18 protein-coding genes are annotated in these 17,022 nt (G+C 48.8%); 9 read left to right on the top strand and 9 right to left on the bottom strand.

Features of this window, described 5'->3' with window-relative positions; genetic code table 11:
- A complete protein-coding gene (locus QQZ12_RS00650) occupies positions 1-435 on the bottom strand; it encodes a DUF86 domain-containing protein (RefSeq protein WP_022737787.1) in 435 nt (144 codons plus the stop codon).
- 458 nt (positions 436-893) lie between these two features.
- Between QQZ12_RS00650 and QQZ12_RS00645 the strand changes: the two genes are divergently transcribed.
- The 3 genes from QQZ12_RS00645 to QQZ12_RS00635 all read left to right on the top strand — a co-directional run bounded on the left by QQZ12_RS00645 (position 894) and on the right by QQZ12_RS00635 (position 2,239).
- Entirely contained in the window at positions 894-1,523 is a 630-nt protein-coding gene (locus tag QQZ12_RS00645) for a MerR family transcriptional regulator (RefSeq protein ID WP_102991558.1), read from the top strand.
- A gap of 170 nt (positions 1,524-1,693) precedes the next feature.
- The gene (locus QQZ12_RS00640) at positions 1,694-1,963 is read left to right on the top strand and encodes a DUF3055 domain-containing protein (protein ID WP_022737785.1); all 270 of its coding nucleotides are present in this window, start codon (positions 1,694-1,696) and stop codon (positions 1,961-1,963) included.
- Between the two features lie 54 nt (positions 1,964-2,017).
- Positions 2,018-2,239 carry a hypothetical protein gene (locus QQZ12_RS00635; protein ID WP_022737784.1) on the top strand — a complete coding sequence of 74 codons (222 nt, stop codon included), beginning with the start codon at positions 2,018-2,020 and terminating at the stop codon, positions 2,237-2,239.
- 14 nt (positions 2,240-2,253) lie between these two features.
- Here QQZ12_RS00635 and QQZ12_RS00630 read toward each other — a convergent pair whose 3' ends face one another.
- Complete coding sequence (locus QQZ12_RS00630; protein ID WP_054096468.1) at positions 2,254-2,550, bottom strand: YutD family protein; 297 nt, start codon at positions 2,548-2,550, stop codon at positions 2,254-2,256.
- A 119-nt stretch (positions 2,551-2,669) separates the two neighbouring features.
- Between QQZ12_RS00630 and QQZ12_RS00625 the strand changes: the two genes are divergently transcribed.
- Positions 2,670-3,356, top strand: a complete 687-nt coding sequence (locus tag QQZ12_RS00625) for a YhcN/YlaJ family sporulation lipoprotein (protein ID WP_284723807.1) — start codon at positions 2,670-2,672, stop codon at positions 3,354-3,356.
- A 48-nt stretch (positions 3,357-3,404) separates the two neighbouring features.
- Here the strand turns inward: QQZ12_RS00625 and lipA are convergent, their stop codons facing one another.
- The 3 genes from lipA to QQZ12_RS00610 all read right to left on the bottom strand — a co-directional run bounded on the left by lipA (position 3,405) and on the right by QQZ12_RS00610 (position 6,482).
- Positions 3,405-4,307, bottom strand: a complete 903-nt coding sequence (gene lipA / locus QQZ12_RS00620; protein ID WP_223248021.1) for a lipoyl synthase — start codon at positions 4,305-4,307, stop codon at positions 3,405-3,407.
- A gap of 112 nt (positions 4,308-4,419) precedes the next feature.
- Positions 4,420-5,463 carry a FecCD family ABC transporter permease gene (locus tag QQZ12_RS00615; RefSeq protein ID WP_154987104.1) on the bottom strand — a complete coding sequence of 348 codons (1,044 nt, stop codon included), beginning with the start codon at positions 5,461-5,463 and terminating at the stop codon, positions 4,420-4,422.
- 5 nt (positions 5,464-5,468) lie between these two features.
- On the bottom strand, positions 5,469-6,482 hold the full coding sequence (locus QQZ12_RS00610) for a FecCD family ABC transporter permease (RefSeq protein ID WP_223248020.1): 1,014 nt from the start codon (positions 6,480-6,482) through the stop codon (positions 5,469-5,471).
- Positions 6,483-6,675: 193 nt separating this feature from the next.
- Between QQZ12_RS00610 and QQZ12_RS00605 the strand changes: the two genes are divergently transcribed.
- The 3 genes from QQZ12_RS00605 (at position 6,676) to QQZ12_RS00595 (ending at position 9,930) form a co-directional block, all read left to right on the top strand.
- Entirely contained in the window at positions 6,676-7,641 is a 966-nt protein-coding gene (locus QQZ12_RS00605; RefSeq protein WP_284723805.1) for an ABC transporter substrate-binding protein, read from the top strand.
- 138 nt (positions 7,642-7,779) lie between these two features.
- Complete coding sequence (locus QQZ12_RS00600; RefSeq protein WP_102991554.1) at positions 7,780-8,847, top strand: M23 family metallopeptidase; 1,068 nt, start codon at positions 7,780-7,782, stop codon at positions 8,845-8,847.
- A 330-nt stretch (positions 8,848-9,177) separates the two neighbouring features.
- Positions 9,178-9,930 (top strand): MerR family transcriptional regulator, encoded by a 753-nt coding sequence (locus QQZ12_RS00595; protein WP_102991553.1) that lies wholly within the window; start codon positions 9,178-9,180, stop codon positions 9,928-9,930.
- 51 nt (positions 9,931-9,981) lie between these two features.
- Here QQZ12_RS00595 and bcaP read toward each other — a convergent pair whose 3' ends face one another.
- Complete coding sequence (gene bcaP / locus QQZ12_RS00590; protein WP_489477124.1) at positions 9,982-11,367, bottom strand: branched-chain amino acid transporter BcaP; 1,386 nt, start codon at positions 11,365-11,367, stop codon at positions 9,982-9,984.
- 158 nt (positions 11,368-11,525) lie between these two features.
- Positions 11,526-11,762: a glutaredoxin family protein gene (locus QQZ12_RS00585; protein WP_102993756.1), complete on the bottom strand. Its 237-nt coding sequence runs from the start codon at positions 11,760-11,762 to the stop codon at positions 11,526-11,528.
- 159 nt (positions 11,763-11,921) lie between these two features.
- On the opposite strand from QQZ12_RS00585, the gene QQZ12_RS00580 reads away from it, so the two are divergent.
- Entirely contained in the window at positions 11,922-13,682 is a 1,761-nt protein-coding gene (locus QQZ12_RS00580; RefSeq protein ID WP_102991552.1) for a UbiD family decarboxylase, read from the top strand.
- Between the two features lie 46 nt (positions 13,683-13,728).
- Here the strand turns inward: QQZ12_RS00580 and QQZ12_RS00575 are convergent, their stop codons facing one another.
- Positions 13,729-14,109, bottom strand: coding sequence for a hypothetical protein (locus QQZ12_RS00575; RefSeq protein ID WP_102991551.1), 381 nt, complete (start codon positions 14,107-14,109; stop codon positions 13,729-13,731).
- A 528-nt stretch (positions 14,110-14,637) separates the two neighbouring features.
- Between QQZ12_RS00575 and QQZ12_RS00570 the strand changes: the two genes are divergently transcribed.
- The gene (locus QQZ12_RS00570) at positions 14,638-15,186 is read left to right on the top strand and encodes an excalibur calcium-binding domain-containing protein (protein ID WP_102991550.1); all 549 of its coding nucleotides are present in this window, start codon (positions 14,638-14,640) and stop codon (positions 15,184-15,186) included.
- A gap of 64 nt (positions 15,187-15,250) precedes the next feature.
- Here the strand turns inward: QQZ12_RS00570 and QQZ12_RS00565 are convergent, their stop codons facing one another.
- Positions 15,251-17,002, bottom strand: a complete 1,752-nt coding sequence (locus QQZ12_RS00565; protein ID WP_102993755.1) for a GmrSD restriction endonuclease domain-containing protein — start codon at positions 17,000-17,002, stop codon at positions 15,251-15,253.
- Positions 17,003-17,022 lie beyond the last annotated feature (20 nt).

Raw genomic sequence — 17,022 nt, 5'->3', positions numbered from 1 at the left:
TTATGCCAAACAATCGGCTCCCAATTCTCGTTTCAAATAAGATTCTACTTGCGCGCTGAATGAAGTGTACCAATCCACATCTTCCAGCACTGGGCGCACTTCTGTCCAAGTGACCTTATCATAATAACGCACAAGTCGCTCACGAAGTTGCACATGATTTTTCAACTTATTTGCCACATTTGTTGAGATGACCGTTTCGTCCAATAAAATATCTACAATATCCAAATATCCGCCTGGGTCCCGCATAATAAATCCATCTATCATCACGCTACCAATGTCGATCATGCACTCCACCGCCAGGTGCAGGGCGCGCTCAACCGCGAATTTTTCTGTAAGGCCGGTCGATTCCGGATGGATGCGTCGCAAAACTTCTTGGCATTGTGCCAAATAATTAAGTTGATTCTTTATTTGCTTTACATTTACATCATACACCATTTATTTGATCCCCCTAATTTGGAAAATGCCGTTTTCTTGACATTCATATAGAATTATAAGCCATGCCCGGAACAAATGAAAACCATTACATCAGGGCGGCACGCCGGCCTCTAACAGGCTTCCCCGTCGAAAGGGCCAAAGCTGGACAACCTGTGACATCATCATGACAGGCTGGCGATGAAAAATATTTGACCCACGGTGACAACATCGCCGTGAATGAATCGAGTAGTTTAAACAACGTGTACCAAGCCCAGCGCGGCTTGTTACACGTGATAAACCAGAAAAGATGGTACCGGCTATCCCCATTCCCCCTCAGTTGCGTGTCGTCGACGGTCATGTTTATTTATCAGGCAACAACACTAGTTTTGTCATCTCATGACTTCCTTTGTCTTAGTTGAAGGAAATGGCTGGAAATGGGCGAAATCGTAGGAAAACACTAATTCATGGGAGGGTAAAAGATGGCACAAGCGGGGTGTATCTCTACTAAAGAAGCGGCTGAGCGCTTGAAAATACACGCTCGCACCGTCCGCAATTGGATTGATACCTTTCAAGAATATATCGGTCCCAATTGGAACGAGCGAGGACACTATGTTTTATCCGAAGAAAGCTTTGCCCGTTTGCTTGATATTAAACAGCGGTTAAATGATTCCAATAAAACCTTAAAGCAAGTCCGGGAAGAATTGATCCTTGAAGGGAAAATCTCGCTCCCCCAGCCAGCCGCACCGGCGGCTTCCCCTAGCCCCAATTCGGAAACCACGGAAAAAATGTTTCAACACCTGCTGGAAACCATTGACAACGTGGGAGGGTTGGTTGAGGAATTGTATGAGCGAATGGAACGCATGGAAAACCACATGACCGACTTGTTTGAATCCTTAGAGGGCATGGAGCAGAAAGTGTTGACCGTCAGCTATGATTCCATCTCGGCCAACGAAGTACAACAAATGTTTGACGAAGTCCGCAAAAAACAGGATCAATTGCGGATTGAACTACGCAATGTCTCGTTCACCCAACGCCTGACTGCCGCGACGAGCGAGTATGGCTTATTGCCACGCCGGCAGAAAAAATCGCGTTTTTTCGGTCTCTTATAAATGATTCTTGTGGTTGATTAAAAATGTTTTTCGAGTGAAAAAGGCGCGGCGTCAAAGCCCCAAGCCATTTTCCTTGCCGCATCCGGGTGCCTTCGCTAGACACCCGCGCTTTCAGGTCGTAGCGACAGCCGCTATAATGGAGGAAAATGCTTCTAAAGGGGTTTATCGCAATGTCTAATGATTGGATGTTTTTATATGATGACACCAAAGAAACCCGAACCCGGTTTGTCAGCTTCATGGGAGAGACAAGCCGGTTTGATTTGGCGATCACAATGACCGACCGTTTTTACGGCAAGTTACTCGTGCTCAACCTATTGTCAAACCGCTTTGCCATCATCGGCCAAGATGACTTGGATGAGCCCGGCTATCTTGAGCACGCCTACCAATTGTCCGAAGAAGAAGCCAATGAGCTTCGGCAGTTCTTAGCAACCATGATTTAACAAGCATATCCTCCCCCAAACCATCTTATCTTAAAGTCAAGGGGGAGAGCATTGATGACATCCTCAACCGAAAGAATCCAACCCGAAGAATTTCCGGACGGCCCCTACGGCGCAGCACACAATCAAAAGTTGGGCAAATCAACGCCATGGGAACCGGGACAACAAATCCACTCCGCCTTCACATATGAAATGCGGGAGTTTCACGAAGGCTTGGAAAGAGACTACCCGGGCAGCCATCCCCGTCATGATGAACCAGAAGAGCCAGCTCAATCGTAGAGCTGGCTCTTCCCTCACTTCGTTTCGTTCTTATCCGCCATGCGCTTCAACACAAAATAGGCACATCCGAAATTGCAAAATTCATTAAGATATTCCTGAAGATAGCTGATCCGCGTCTCCGTCGTAGCCTTTGCATGCTGATCAGAAAAAAACCCCTTCAACCTCAACTGCCCATAGCCCCAATCTCCCACCACATAATCATATTTGCTCAAAATGTCGCTATATCTCCGCCGAAAAGCCTCCGCGTTCCAACCTTCGCGATGATTGGTCAACAATACATATTCCAAACCATATATCTGAATACGTTCCATGAAGATCAACCTTTTCTATTCCATTTCTCCATTATATGTTACCACATCCTGTAACAGGCAAAAACCTTCTGCATCATGAAAATGGATTTGGGCACCTTAGCAAGTAGGAGGTGAAGAAAATGAAACGCTGGGTATACATTATTCTCGCTTGCCTTCTTTTTATTCCTGCTTGTGCCAAAAACAACGGAAATCAACAGGGAATGGGTAACGAAAACGCGGGAGGCGGCGCTTTGAACATCAGCACCCCGGAACCGCTCTATCGTGAAGAAGGCCAAGAGACCCGGATCGGTCGCGTACGGAACGACACGATTAACGGAGAGGAAAACGCCGGGGGCGGCGGACAAAATGAAGTGGGATATTTTCGATATAATCCAGAACATTATCACAACAAGGCCGGTGCGACAACAAGCGTCTTCATAGACCGAGACTTGCTTGCCCGCCACATCTCGGAATTGGTCGCTTACCTTCCCAATGTCAAAACCGCCACCACTCTCGTCACCGATGACCATGTGTTCGTGGGAATCAGCACCAAAAACGGCAAAATGGACCGCAAAACAGTCAAAGAGGCTAGACGGACGGCCGAAAGTGTCACTCCCCGCTATTATCGGGTTCACATCACCACCAACCGCAAATTGGAGTCGCAAATGAACGACATCGGCATGCGCATGGTGGGCAATCACGACGTAGAAGGGGTCAAGGGCGATCTGGAACAACTCTTGCGCAAAATGGGAGACGAAACACCGCCCGACGTGAACGAATCCTTGTATCCGAACTCCTATCGCCAAATCAATCCGCAAATGAAGTAGTTTGGAAAAAGGACGACCCTTGTCACAAGAGCCGTCCTTTTTCTTTCGTTATTGCGCCAGCTTTTGTTGGTCATTTTCTTGCGCAGATTGCACTTGCTCATGGGCATGGTAAGAACTACGCACCAACGGCCCGGATTCCACATGCGAGAAGCCCATCTCAAGGCCGATTTCTTTCCACTGCGCAAATTCGTCCGGTGTCACATAGCGCTCAATCTTCAAGTGTTTTTTGGTGGGTTGCAGGTATTGGCCAATCGTGACGATGTTCACGTCATTCGCGCGCAAATCCCGCATCGCTTCAACCACCTCATCAAAGGTTTCCCCTACGCCCACCATGATGCTGGACTTCGTCGGAACATCTGGCTGCATCTCTTTAGCCCGTTTCAACAGCTCCAATGAGCGGTCGTATTTCGCTTTGGAACGAACCCGGTCAGACCGGCGGCGCACGGTTTCAATGTTGTGATTGAGGATGTCTGGTTTGGCATCCATCACCACTTTCAGCGCCTCCCAATTCCCCAGAAAATCGGGAATCAGCACTTCCACGCTAGTCAGTGGGTTCCGTTTGCGAACCGCTTTGATCGTCGCAGCAAAAATAGCCGCGCCTCCATCATTCAAATCATCACGGGCCACAGAGGTGACTACGACGTGCCGCACGCCCATCTGTTCCACCGCTTCAGCCACCCGCTCTGGCTCCGCCCAATCCAATTCCGTCGGTAGTCCAGTTTTTACCGCGCAGAATCGGCAAGCGCGTGTGCAAATATCACCCAAAATCATGAAAGTAGCCGTACGGTTAGCCCAACATTCGAAGATGTTCGGGCAACGCGCCTCTTCACACACGGTATGCAAGGTCTTGCTCCGCATCATCTTCTTCAATTCTTGGAAATTGTCGTTTGTGTTCAATCTGACTTTCAGCCATTCCGGCTTGCGTTCACGGGTCACATTGTTCTCTGACACTTCAATCCCCCCAGGTTCAAACCACATCCGCCTATCTATATGACAAGTGATTCTCTGATTTTCAAATGTCCTCTTTATATTACCACAAAGATTAAAAACTAAGCCTATCCTCTTACGTCCGATTTCGGCTTTGGATGAGCAGATATATAAAATAGGGGGCTCCGATCACAGCTGTGAACACGCCAGCGGGAATTTCATGAGCCGCGTACAGCGTTCTTCCTAGCAAATCAGCCAGCATAACATAGATGCTTCCCAACAAGGCCGACGCGGGCAACAACGCGCCATAGGATGAACCTACCAACTTCCGGGCCGCATGGGGAGCAAGCAAACCGACGAAGCTGATCCCCCCTGCAAAAGCGACGGAAGCGCCTGTCAATGCGGTGCTTAAAAACAGGAAGAGCACCCGGTCACGATGAACACTCCCCCCCAGTCCCGTCGCCACCTGATCTCCCAGCTGTTGCACATTCAGGTGCCGGGCAAAAAAGAAGATCAACGGCAAAAAAATCGCCATCCACGGCAAAATGATCATCACCTGCTCCCAATTACTGCCATAGACGCTCCCCGTGATCCATGTTTTCGACTGCACAGCGCGAATTTCTGGCCCCAATAAAATGACCAAGTTGGTGAAAGCCTGCATAGCGGTGTAGAACCCGATCCCCAACAATATCAGGCGGAACGGAGTAATTCCTTGCCGCAATGACAACAAATACATAAGCAGAGCGACCACCATCGCGCCACCAAAAGCGGCTAGCGGAACCCAGTACAGCGGCACAACCAGGGAAGTCGCCCCGTCGCTGAAGAAGGTCAACACCGCAACAGCGGCAACGGTCGCTCCGCCAGTGATGCCGATCAAGTCAGGCGAAGCCAACGGATTGCGAATCACCGCCTGCAAAATGGCTCCAGACACCGCCAAGCCAGCACCGGATAAAAGTGCGATGAGCACACGTGGCAAGCGTAGCGTTTCCACTACCAACGTATGATAAGCATTCCCCCAACCCAAAAATACTTTCAACACATCTTGGGGAGCGATATACATGTCGCCGACCCCCACACTGACGCACACCACCAATAGCGCAATCGCGGCCAGGATGATCAGCGTCCACAGCGCCTTCGCTTCAACCAGCATGGAGAAACCCTTCACACGCCAAGACCACATCTTTTTCACGCCCGCTCACCTCCATTCCGCATAGCTAGGTAAATAAAGAACGGCGTCCCGATCAACGCGGTCATCACACCAACGGGGATCTCCTGCTGATTCATGATCAGGCGCCCGCTGATATCCGCCACCAGCAACATCGCTGCGCCATACACCAAACAATAAGGAAATACCCACCGATGATCTGTGCCGACGGCCCAACGAACCATGTGTGGTACCACCAAGCCCACAAACACGATAGGACCAGCGACAGCCACCGCTCCGCCCGCCAGCAACACGATCACCACCGAGCCCATCAATTTGATGAACCCTGTCTTCACTCCCAAACCGACGGCGACATCGTCCCCCATCATCAAAATGTTCACTGCGCGGGAGAGCAAAAAGGCTAGAATAAATCCGGCAACCATAAATGGAAACACCGGCATCGCCAATTCCAAGCTACGTCCTTCCACTGATCCGGTTAACCAAAACAACAACTCTTCCAAACCTTTCTCATTCATGATGAGCAAGCCCTGGGTCAGCGAAGAAAACAACGCCCAAATGGCTGACCCGGCGAGTGTCAACTTGATCGGCGTCAATCCGCCCCGACCAGCCGACCCCAGAAAATACACAGCGAATGAAGCGATGGCCGCTCCTACAAATCCCAAACTCACCAATGAAGAAATCCCAGTCATGCCCCAAAAAGAGACGCCGATCACAATAAACAGGCTGGCGCCCGCATTGACGCCCAACGTTGCCGGAGAGGCCAATGGATTGCGTGTCAACGCTTGCATCATCGCGCCAGCGATAGCCAAGCTCCCCCCTGTCATCACCGCGATCAAGGTTCTCGGCACCCGGGTGGTCTGAATAATCAGATGTTGATTAGAACCATTAAAATTAGTAAACGAGTCGATAACCACATCAAAAGGAATCCGCATAATACCGACACTGACACTCACAACCATCAACAGTCCAACAAGAAGGACACCACCAATGAGACCCGTCCACTTCCATCCCGGTGAATAGGCAATTTCTTTCAAGTCAAGTCACCTTCGTTCCGTCATCAGTTCTTAAAATCAACTTTAGTCTATGGGAAGCATGAAAGCGTGTCAACGATGGTGAAAATCATTATCAAAAAGTGATTGACAATCCATGAACTGAAACGCTATAGTATAAGCAACGAAATAATGATAATCATTATCAATTACTCAGATCGAAAGGAGTATCATTCTCATGTCCGGACTGAAGCAACGTTTGATCCGATCTCTGCTGATCGTAAGCGCGATGATGATCGCTCTTGTGGGCTGTTCATCCTCTCCCGCCCCCAACAGTGAGAAAACGGGGCAAACCCATACCATCAAACATGCCATGGGCACCACGAAAGTGCCGACCGAACCCAAGCGCGTAGTCGTTTTGACCAACGAAGGACTTGAAGCCCTGCTCGCTTTGGGCGTCAAGCCTGTCGGCGCAGTGGAATCATTTACCGAAAAACCCTTCTACAAACATCTGTTGCCTGAAACCAAAGGCGTCAAAACCGTTGGAACAGAGCATGAACCCAATCTGGAAACCATCGCTAGCTTGAAACCCGATCTGATTATCGGTAACAAAATGCGCCAAGAAAAAGTGTACAACCAGCTAAATGCCATCGCACCGACCGTATTCGCGGAAGAGCTGCGTGGTGACTGGAAAACCAACTTCAACCTGTACGCCCAAGCGGTAAACAAAGTAGAAGAAGGCAAAAAAGTGTTGGCTGATTACGATAAAAAAGTGCAAGAAGTGAAGCAAAACGCGGGTGACCTGTTGCAACAAAAAGTGTCCGTCGTTCGCTTCATGGCAGGTAAAACGCGCATCTACCAACAGTTGAGCTTCACCGGTGTCTTGCTGAAAGACGTGGGCTTCGCTCGCACCGAATTGGGGCAAAAGGAAGAATTTGCTCAAGAAATCTCCAAAGAGCAACTGCCGGATGCCGATGGAGACATCATCTTCTACTTCACTTATGATGTGGGCGATAAAAAAGGCGACGCTCAAGAGCAAGAAATGACAAACGATCCACTGTGGAAAAACCTGACTGCGGTCAAAAACAACCGCGCCTTCAAAGTGGACGATGTCATCTGGAACACAGCCGGCGGTGTGAAAGCCGCAATGCTGATGCTGGATCAGTTGAACAACATCGTGAATCAAATCAAAGTAGCAAAATAAGGTTGGTATGAAAAGCGGGTCCCGCACAAGATGGGGCCCGCTTCTTTTTATGCAGAAAATCCTTGCCCATCATCTTCCATCATGAAACGTCAATGAAAAAGAAAAACTATCTTTAAAAACTGACCCGTGGTGATAAATATGAAGAAGCAATGGATTATTCTCATCTGCGTGATTCTCATCGGTAGCGGAATACCCGAGCTCGCCGCGGCCGCGTCACCAACGCCAAAGGTCGACCCGTCGGTGCAAGCGCGGGCAAAGGAACGGCAAATCCTATATGAAACGATGCAAACCTTGACCGGAGTCCCATGGCCTTATCTAGCCGCGATGGATCAATATGAACAAAACTTGCGCCAAGAGTCAAAGAATGCAGGCCCACCGCCGCTCATCTCCATACAAGTCCCCCCATCCACATGGGCTGGACTGATCAATCCCGACCAAGGAGATAAGCTGCCAGATTCGATTTCCTTCTTTGGGGGCATCGGCAAAGATGGGGATGGAGACGGCGTCGCGGATCGGCGCAACCCGATCGACGTATTGTACAGTGTCGCTTCCTACTTGGCGGAGAAAGGACACAAAGAAGAGCAAATCCGCGAACGGATCTGGGATTACTACCGCCATCCCACCACGGTGGATGTCATTACCCACATTGCCCGCATCTACAACAAGTTTCAAACCGTCCAACTCTACGACCGCTCTTTCCCCATCCCCCTGCGTTACAATTACACCTACCACAACACATGGGGAGATCGCCGCGGCTGGGGTGGATTGCGCATTCATGAAGGTGCGGACATTTTCGCCGATTATGGAACACCTGTGCTTAGTACCAGTTATGGTTATGTGGAATTGAAAGGCTGGAACCGCTATGGCGGGTGGCGGATTGGCATCCGTGACATTTACAATCGTTATCATTACTTTGCTCATTTGAGCAGTTTCAATAAAGGCTTGAAAAAAGGAAGCATTGTCAAACCTGGGGATGTGATCGGCTATGTCGGCTCATCCGGCTACGGTCCACCCGGCACCTCCGGAAAATTCCCTCCGCATCTGCATTACGGCATATACCGTTTCAACGGCCGCAACACTTACTCATTTGACCCTTATCCCCTCCTGCGCCGTTGGGAACGCGAAGCCTACAAAAAGCGAAAGGAACGCAAAAAGCGACAAAGCCGCCAAACCTCTTCGACCACAACTTTGCAGTGGATCGATTAACGTATGCTGTTGCAACAGCGACTTTCCATGCAAATCGGCTCCCATGTCGGGAGCCATTTTTTGACGAGCAAACTTTCTTTTTATTTATATCCTCCAGAACGACGATTCACGTCATCATCAAAAAAAGCCAACCGCCTAAATCGCAGTTGGCCATTGTTCCGGGGTACTATATTATTCGTTCCGACCTCCCCATTTATGGTCCCGAACCGGCCAAATAGATTTCTTGCTAACACGTGAATCGAATAAAAAATTTTTTTTGCTCCAAACAGCCCCATGCGTATTGACCCTCACCCAAGAGGAGCCTTTAGAATCGCAAGTGAGGTGGAACGCATGCTGTATACGGTAAAAGAGATCGCCCAATTAGCAAATGTGACGGTCAAGACGCTTCATCATTATCACAAAATCGGCCTGTTGATTCCGCGCAAAATAAGCGAATCCGGTTATCGCCTGTACGGGCAACAAGAACTGGAACGATTGCAACAAATTCTTTTTTACCGCGAGCTGGATTTCCCCCTCAAAGAAATCACTAACATCTTGGCTGGTGAATCAGATCGGCTGTCCATTTTGCAGAACCAAAAACAATTGCTCATGGCGCGGTTGCACCGATTGACGCGCTTGGTTCAGACATTGGACGAATCGATTGATCACGCCTTGAAAGGAGAACCGATGGAACAATCAGCGCTGTTCAAAGGATTTCGAAGTGAAGAAGAGTGGGAAATGGCACTGGCGGAGCAAAACGAACATATCAAAGAAACATACGATTATGATTTGCTGGCCAGCAAGCCGATTGAAGTGGAGGCAATGAACGAGATGGCGCTGGAGTCTGAGCACTTTATGAACGGTATGGCTTGTGCGTTGAGAGAGGGGCGCAAATATGACGACAGCCAAGTGAAAAAGCTCATCCGCCAACACATCGATTTCTTGAATGACCACGGGACGGCCCTGACCGACGCCGACTTTGCGTCCCAAGCTCGTTTCTTTGTGCAGGACGATTTCCATCGCCACATGCTGGAGGAAGTGCAAACCGGCCTTTCTTATTATCTCTGCTTTGCCGCCGAAGCCTTTGCCTCTGATCAGCGATGAGCTAACCTATTGAAAAAAAGCTGTTGCCCGCCAAGGCAACAGCTTTTTTCGTCACTTCTTCTTGTTCAGCTCCGAGTTGCGATACCCATACACGAAATAGATAATTAAGCCCACCAGCAACCAGATCAAGAAACGCATCCATGAGGTACCCGGCAATTTAATCATCAAAAATCCGCAGAACAGAATGGCCAGAATCGGCACCAACGGCACCAACGGCGTCCGGAACGACCGTGGCAAATCGGGTTGCGTCTTGCGCAGGATCATCACGCAGATCGACACCAGCACAAACGCCGCCAATGTCCCCAAGTTCACCAGCTCGGACAATTCCTTCAACGATACGAACCCGCCCAAGCATGCAGCAACCAAACCGAAAATCCATGTGTTGATGAATGGTGTGCGCGTTTTGATGTTCACTTTGGAAAACACTTTTGGCAACAGACCGTCACGAGACATGGAGTAACCGATCCGCACTTGTCCGTACAGCATCACCAGCATCACCGTCAACATCCCCACTGTTGCCCCCACACTGACCAGGCCACGCAGCCAGTCTTGCCCAGTCACTGAGATGGCGAAAGCGACAGGACTTTTCTCATGACCGGCAAATAGTTTGTATTCGACCAACCCAGTCATCACCATCGTGGTGACCACATACAAAATGGTGCAGATGGCCAGCGACCACAAAATGCCTTTGGGCAAATCCTTTTGCGGATTTCGCGTTTCCTCCGCGGCCGTGCTAACGGCGTCAAACCCGAGGAAGGCGAAGAATATGACGGCTGCCGCTTGAAATACCCCTTCAAATCCGAACGGCATGAACGGCGTCCAGTTGTCCGGCTTGACATAGAAGAAGCCGACCAAGATGAACAACACAACTACCAACAGCTTGAGGGCCACGATCAGGTTATTCACCCATTTGGACTCCTTCACCCCGATCGACACCAGCAACGTAATGAGCAAGACGATCAGGAACGCGGGGAGATTCATAATCCCGCCCTCAATTGGGGTCATCAACAGCGATTGGGGAATTTGGATGCCCAAGCCCATGACCAAGTCCGCAAAATAACCCGACCAACCAACCGACACGGAACTTACAGCTAACAAATATTCCAAGATCAAGTCCCAACCGATAATCCAAGCCATGAATTCTCCAATGGTGACATAACTGTAAGTGTAAGCGGAACCAGATACGGGAACGATGGAGGCGAATTCAGCATACGTCAGCCCGGCGAACAGACAGGCCAGTCCGGCAATGATAAAGGAAAGAGTAAGTGCTGGACCCGCAGTCAACGAACCAAGACCCGTCAAAACGAAAATTCCTGTACCAATGATTGCACCAATGCCAAGCAGTGTAAGATCCCACGCCCCGAGCTCCCGTCGCAGTTGCGACCCTTTGCTCATTTCTAAGGCAAAATCCACACTCTTTTTGCGAAAGAGTTCCACAATGTTGCCCCCTTTTGAAATAATTAAAAAATTAAAATAATGCGGCAACTACATCGAATCCAATCATTTAGAATTAATGGATTGTTTATTTATTATATATGAATCATGTATGAAAATAAATAATAAATCCTACCAATTCCGGTAGGATTCTTCAAAAGTTAATCATTTTCTTCTTTTAAAGCTTTTAAAATGGCATCCGGTTGCAAGCCATGAATTGCTTGCCCATTCACTACAGTGACCGGCACCCCCAAAAACCCCATTTGTTTCACTTCTTCCATATATTGTGGATTTTCGCTACAATCTCTCGTTTCATAAGGAATTTGGTAATCATTTAAAAACCGCTTGAGGACATTGCACTCAATGCAATGCGGCCGCGAATACACAATCACTGCCATCATCTGTTCACTCCTTTGCTTTTACTATACTATGTAATCTCCGCCCGCTCTATATTTTTGCGCATCTTCTTCGGTATAATAGGCCTAAGCAACCATTTGGCAATAGGGATGGCCACGTGGATGTGTTCATCTATGCTGCCAATTTAGGAGAGATGTTTTGTGCACAAGAATTTACGCACGTTCATAGAGCAATTGCGCAATGAAAACGATATCGTAGAAATAGACGTTCCGGTTGATCCCCATCTAGAATTGGCGGAGATTCACCGGCGTGTCATCTCCGAGGAAGGCCCGGCGCTTCTTTTCACCAATGTAAAAGGAAGCGCCTTCCCTGTGGTCACCAATCTGTTCGGCACCTCCCGGCGGGTCGACCTCGCCTTTGGGCCGCGGCCGGAAACACTGATGCGACAAGCAGTGGACATGGTGCATAAGCTGATGCCACCCACACCGAAAGCAATCTGGGGAGAACGGCAGCTACTCTTGGAGTTGCTCAAGGTCGGCTTAAAATCCGTTCCCGCCTCGCAAGCACCCGTGTTGGAAGCGCAACAGCCGCAGCCGGACTTAACCCAGCTCCCGGTGATCACTTCGTGGCAAGAAGACGGTGGGCCATTTGTCACCCTGCCTTTGGTCTATACGGAACATCCAGAAACCGGCCAGCACAACTTAGGCATGTACCGCATGCAAATCTTTGACGCGAACACGACTGGCATGCACTGGCAAATCCACAAAGGGGGCGGGTTCCACCATTTCGCCGCGGAAGAGAAGAACCAAGCGCTCCCGGTACGCGTCCATCTCGGCGGCCCACCTGCACTCATCGCGTCAGCCATCGCGCCAGCTCCCGAATTTCTGCCGGAGCTCTTGCTGGCTTCTCTAATTATCGGCGAGAAGTTGCCCGTTGTCCGTCCCACCGATGGCGGTTATCCGTATATCGCAGAAGCGGAGTTTGTCCTGTCGGGGCATGTGCCGCCTCATGTGCGCCGCTTAGAAGGGCCGTTTGGCGACCATTACGGCTATTATTCACTGGCCCATGACTTCCCCGTCTTCAACGTCGACAGCGTCCATCACCGCAAAGACGCGATTTATCCGGCGACCGTGGTCGGCAAACCGCGCCAAGAAGATTATTATATGGGGGAATTTTTGCAGCGTCTCCTATCACCAGCATTCCCGATGGTGATGCCTGGGGTGAAAGCATTGTGGACATACGCCGAAACCGGGTTCCACTCCCTGGCCGCGGCCGTCGTCAGAGAGAGCTACAGCCGGGAAGCGTTGGCAAACGCCTTCCGCATCTTGGGCGAAGGTCAGTTGACCTTAACCAAATTCCTCATGCTGACGGATCGCCCTGTCTCATTGGAGAATTTCCCCGAGCTCATGGAAACGATACTGGAGCGGTTTGATCCGGCGTGCGACCTATTTATCTTCAGCAACACCTCTATGGACACGCTGGATTATACGGGACGCCGCCTCAATCATGGTAGCAAAGCCGTGATGATCGGCACGGGCAAAGCCAAACGCAGCCTACCTGGCGAATTCCACGGTCCCGATATGCACGGTGTGAAGCAAGCCGCCGTCTACTGCCGCGGGGCGCTGGTGCTAGAAACCGATTCGTTTGTTGACACGCCCGACTTGGCAGAGCGCTTATTGGCGCATCATCGCGAAGAGTTGAAATCATGGCCCATGATCTTCCTGGTCGATGACATCTCCGCCGCCTCCGGCCAATCTGCATTCCTGTGGACCATCTTCACCCGCTTTGACCCAGCACATGACATCTACGCGCAAGCGGAATGGTCTCGCCACCACGCCCGTTATCAATTCCCGATCATCGTCGATGCGCGGATGAAGCCGGGCTATCCTGATGAGTTGGAAGTGGATCCGGCGATTAAGCAACTGGTCGACGAGCGCTGGAAAGAGTATTTCCGCTCATAAGACGAGCAAAAGTCCCCCTGAACCAAGGGGGACTTCACTTTTTGCGCTACTCTTTTATTCGGAACAAGGAGATGTCATTCGTCACATTGGCTTCAAACTCGGCGCGACTCGGGTCGATGAAATCGATCTCCTTCACATGGTCGGCCGCCAGCAAGAATCCTTCCATATCTTCAATCGCGCCTTCTTTGATCTTCATGGACAACTGTTGCGCGATATAGCGAGCCAAGGAGCTTTCCGAACCTTCCCCGCCGATCTCCATGCCTGTCTCCTCTAAAAAGCCTGGATATCGCTTGCCTATCGCGATCGCGATCTGATATGCCGTAAACAGCGGCCGGCCGAAATGATGCGATTCTCCGCGATCATTCTCCACCGCTTGCAATACTTCCCTAATCTTGGCCTCCATCTCCCATTGATCCCATCTGCTCATGATGCCCTCTCCTTTTATGTATTTTTAATATTATTTTATCAAGAAATAATTATGATTTATATAACAAAAACGACACGGTGTTGTACAGCGGCTCCAAAACCGTTTTCCCATTCGCTTCACACGTGGCGAGGCTCTTCGGGAAAAGGTTTTCCACCGCTTATTTTTCAAACTTGATTTACCAGACTTAGGAATGGTGAATAAATAGGACAGCGGCTTCAAAACCGTTTTCCCATTCGCTTCACTTGTGCATCGGCGCTCTTTGGGAAAAGGTTTTTCCGCCGCTTATTTTTAACTTGTTTTACTAGATAGGCTCATTCTACGCAGTAACTAATGATCTAATTCTTAAAGTCAAGCACTTTATATAATAGTTAATAATATTTTATTATATAAAATATTGCATTATTTTTATTTTAGTGGTAACCTCTCTATTACATGGCATTTCAATACAAAACAAACTAAAAAACATTTTTTGTTCACTATGCAAACCATTTAATGGTGAAACCAGTTTAATGCAAAGGAGGCAGTAAAATGTTTGTCATTTCCTTTATATTGATGCTTTTTGCCTTGGTCGGTATCATTTACCCAACACCGTTACATAAAAAAATCAAATTCAAGCAAGTCGATCTAGGAAAACGTTTATGGAATGTTATCTTATTCATCCTCTGCATCATTCTTCTCTCTATCTTTGCGCCCAATCAATCTCAGCCTGCTGATGACATAGACAAAAAAGTCAAAGTGGAAACCGACAAAACCAATAAACAACCGAAACAACCAAGCACTGATCAGCAAAATAACGAGCAAGATGCTGACGAAAAAGCAAAAGCACAAGAAGAACAAAGCAAGAAAAACGCTGACGAGGCTACCAAAGATGACGAAGAAAAAAGCAGTGAATCCCAAAAATCCCAAACGACCACTGAGCCATCCAAACCCACTCCCAATGAGACCGACGAGTCTAGCAACGTCTATTACGCAAACTGCAAGGAAGCGCGCGCAGCAGGGGCAGCACCGCTCTATAAAGGAGAACCTGGGTACGCCAGCAAACTCGACCGCGATGGGGATGGCGTCGCTTGTGAGTAGATGATTTCAAAAAAATCCCCCCAAGGATTATTCCATTGGGGGGATTGTTCCTTTTTCTAGCCACTCAAAGCCGCAAAAAACCCTGTTTGATAACGTGGGCCATTTTCTTTCTCCGTTCTTCCAAAAAGCGTGAGTACTCAAGGCTGGTCCAATTGTCAGGAAGGGCGTGCATCTCCATCATCTCCGACAATTCAGCGGAAGGAAATCTGGAAGCATATTTGGGGAAATATTCCTCGGGAGACTCATCTGATATTCTGACGTTATCCCCCCATTCAACTAATGCGAAATTAGCCACTTGGTTGATTAGCTTGCTTTCATTGATACCAATGGACTTCAAGTATTTTTTAGGAAATAAATGATGAATCTCAATCGCATTCCGGTTGGCATGGAGCATTGGATCGAGCAACTCAGACACTTTCATGCTGGAAAACAGCACGTTGGCGCCAAGAATATTTAAAGCTGCATAGTAAGCGTGCAACGCCGGATTTCTCGAGGTGGAAGATTCAAGTTTATTAACCAAGGTGATAGCCCAAAAATCATTGGTCAATGAATCATTAATGATTTTTTCCAATGTCCCCACAAACTCATCTTGATTCCTAACCCCGCGCAACCGTGCCAAATCGGCTTCCATCACCGTTTCCGGGGAACTGGTGTACCGGCCTGTCAGCACCAGCATAAAGTACCATTTGGCGATGAGTTGTCGTAGCCGATAAGCGTCTACGCGAAAATCTTCTTTCCCAATTAAATACATGATATAGGCATAAATAATATTGATCTTCGAACTAACCATCGCCTTACTTCTGAAACCAGCCTTAATCAAGGCTTTTAAGAAATCATGCCAATTTTGCATGTTGAGCGCGCTGGCTTGCGCATGTTTCAACACTTCAAATTGCTGATCTCGCCTATCCGGAGACACCTCACCTGTTTCCAAGTCCTTCCCGCGCAAAATGGAGTAGACGTTTTTCAGACGGGCCCTTTTAAATCCAAGACCCACTGCCACGCGCAACATTTGGTCTGGATCAGGGTGAATGAAGTGGTTAAACGCACTCGCCCGCTCCCCACCCGCTTGACGCGAATCCCTAGCGAAAGCCTCCAATTCTTTCCTTCCTTGATCCCAAAACACAGATAACAAGGTCAAAATGAAATCAGACTGATTCAATTTCTTTCCTTGACTGTTGATACGCACGAAAATATCGGATACCTGCTCCTCATCCACGGTGGAAGATATCTCCATCGCGGTAAATTGATATTCTTGCAATTTGTACAGGCGATCGATATTTTCACTGATCACGTTCACTTCTTCATCGGTAACATCTCGGTGGTTACACAAATTCTCAATGAATTGGCGAATGAATCGAAAACTGGATGCACCTTGTTTCCAAAGCTCTGAGATATCGTAAATATACTCAGGATCGCGCTCAATCGCCGCATCTGCCACATCAAATTGGCCATCGATGGGGCGAAAAGAAATCTTTATGGAGGTCTCCTTAAAATCCTTATTTAACACCCTGCGCCCTTTTAGCACCGCATACAGGGAGGTGAGCCGTTGCTGACCATCCACGATTAACAACCTCGGCACCTTGGCTTGTTTCTGTTCTACACCAATCTGTTTGGTATCAGTCAGATGCTCGTTGGCCCAGAACAAAAAGTAGCCAACGGGAAAGCCTCGGTACATGGAATCAAATAAATCTCTCACTTTGGCCGCTGGCCACACAAACGGCCGTTGCAAATCAGGCAAAGCAATATCTCCATGCTCAATATCATGCAGGAGCTTGGACAGACTGTAATCCACTCTCTTGTACAGCATAGTGCTCATCGTTGTTCTATCCCCTTTCC

The organism is Laceyella tengchongensis, assembly GCF_900182735.1.
Lineage (GTDB): Bacteria > Bacillota > Bacilli > Thermoactinomycetales > Thermoactinomycetaceae > Laceyella > Laceyella tengchongensis.
Note: the sequence above shows the minus strand (reverse complement) of the source record. Positions and strands in the feature narration are given on the sequence as shown.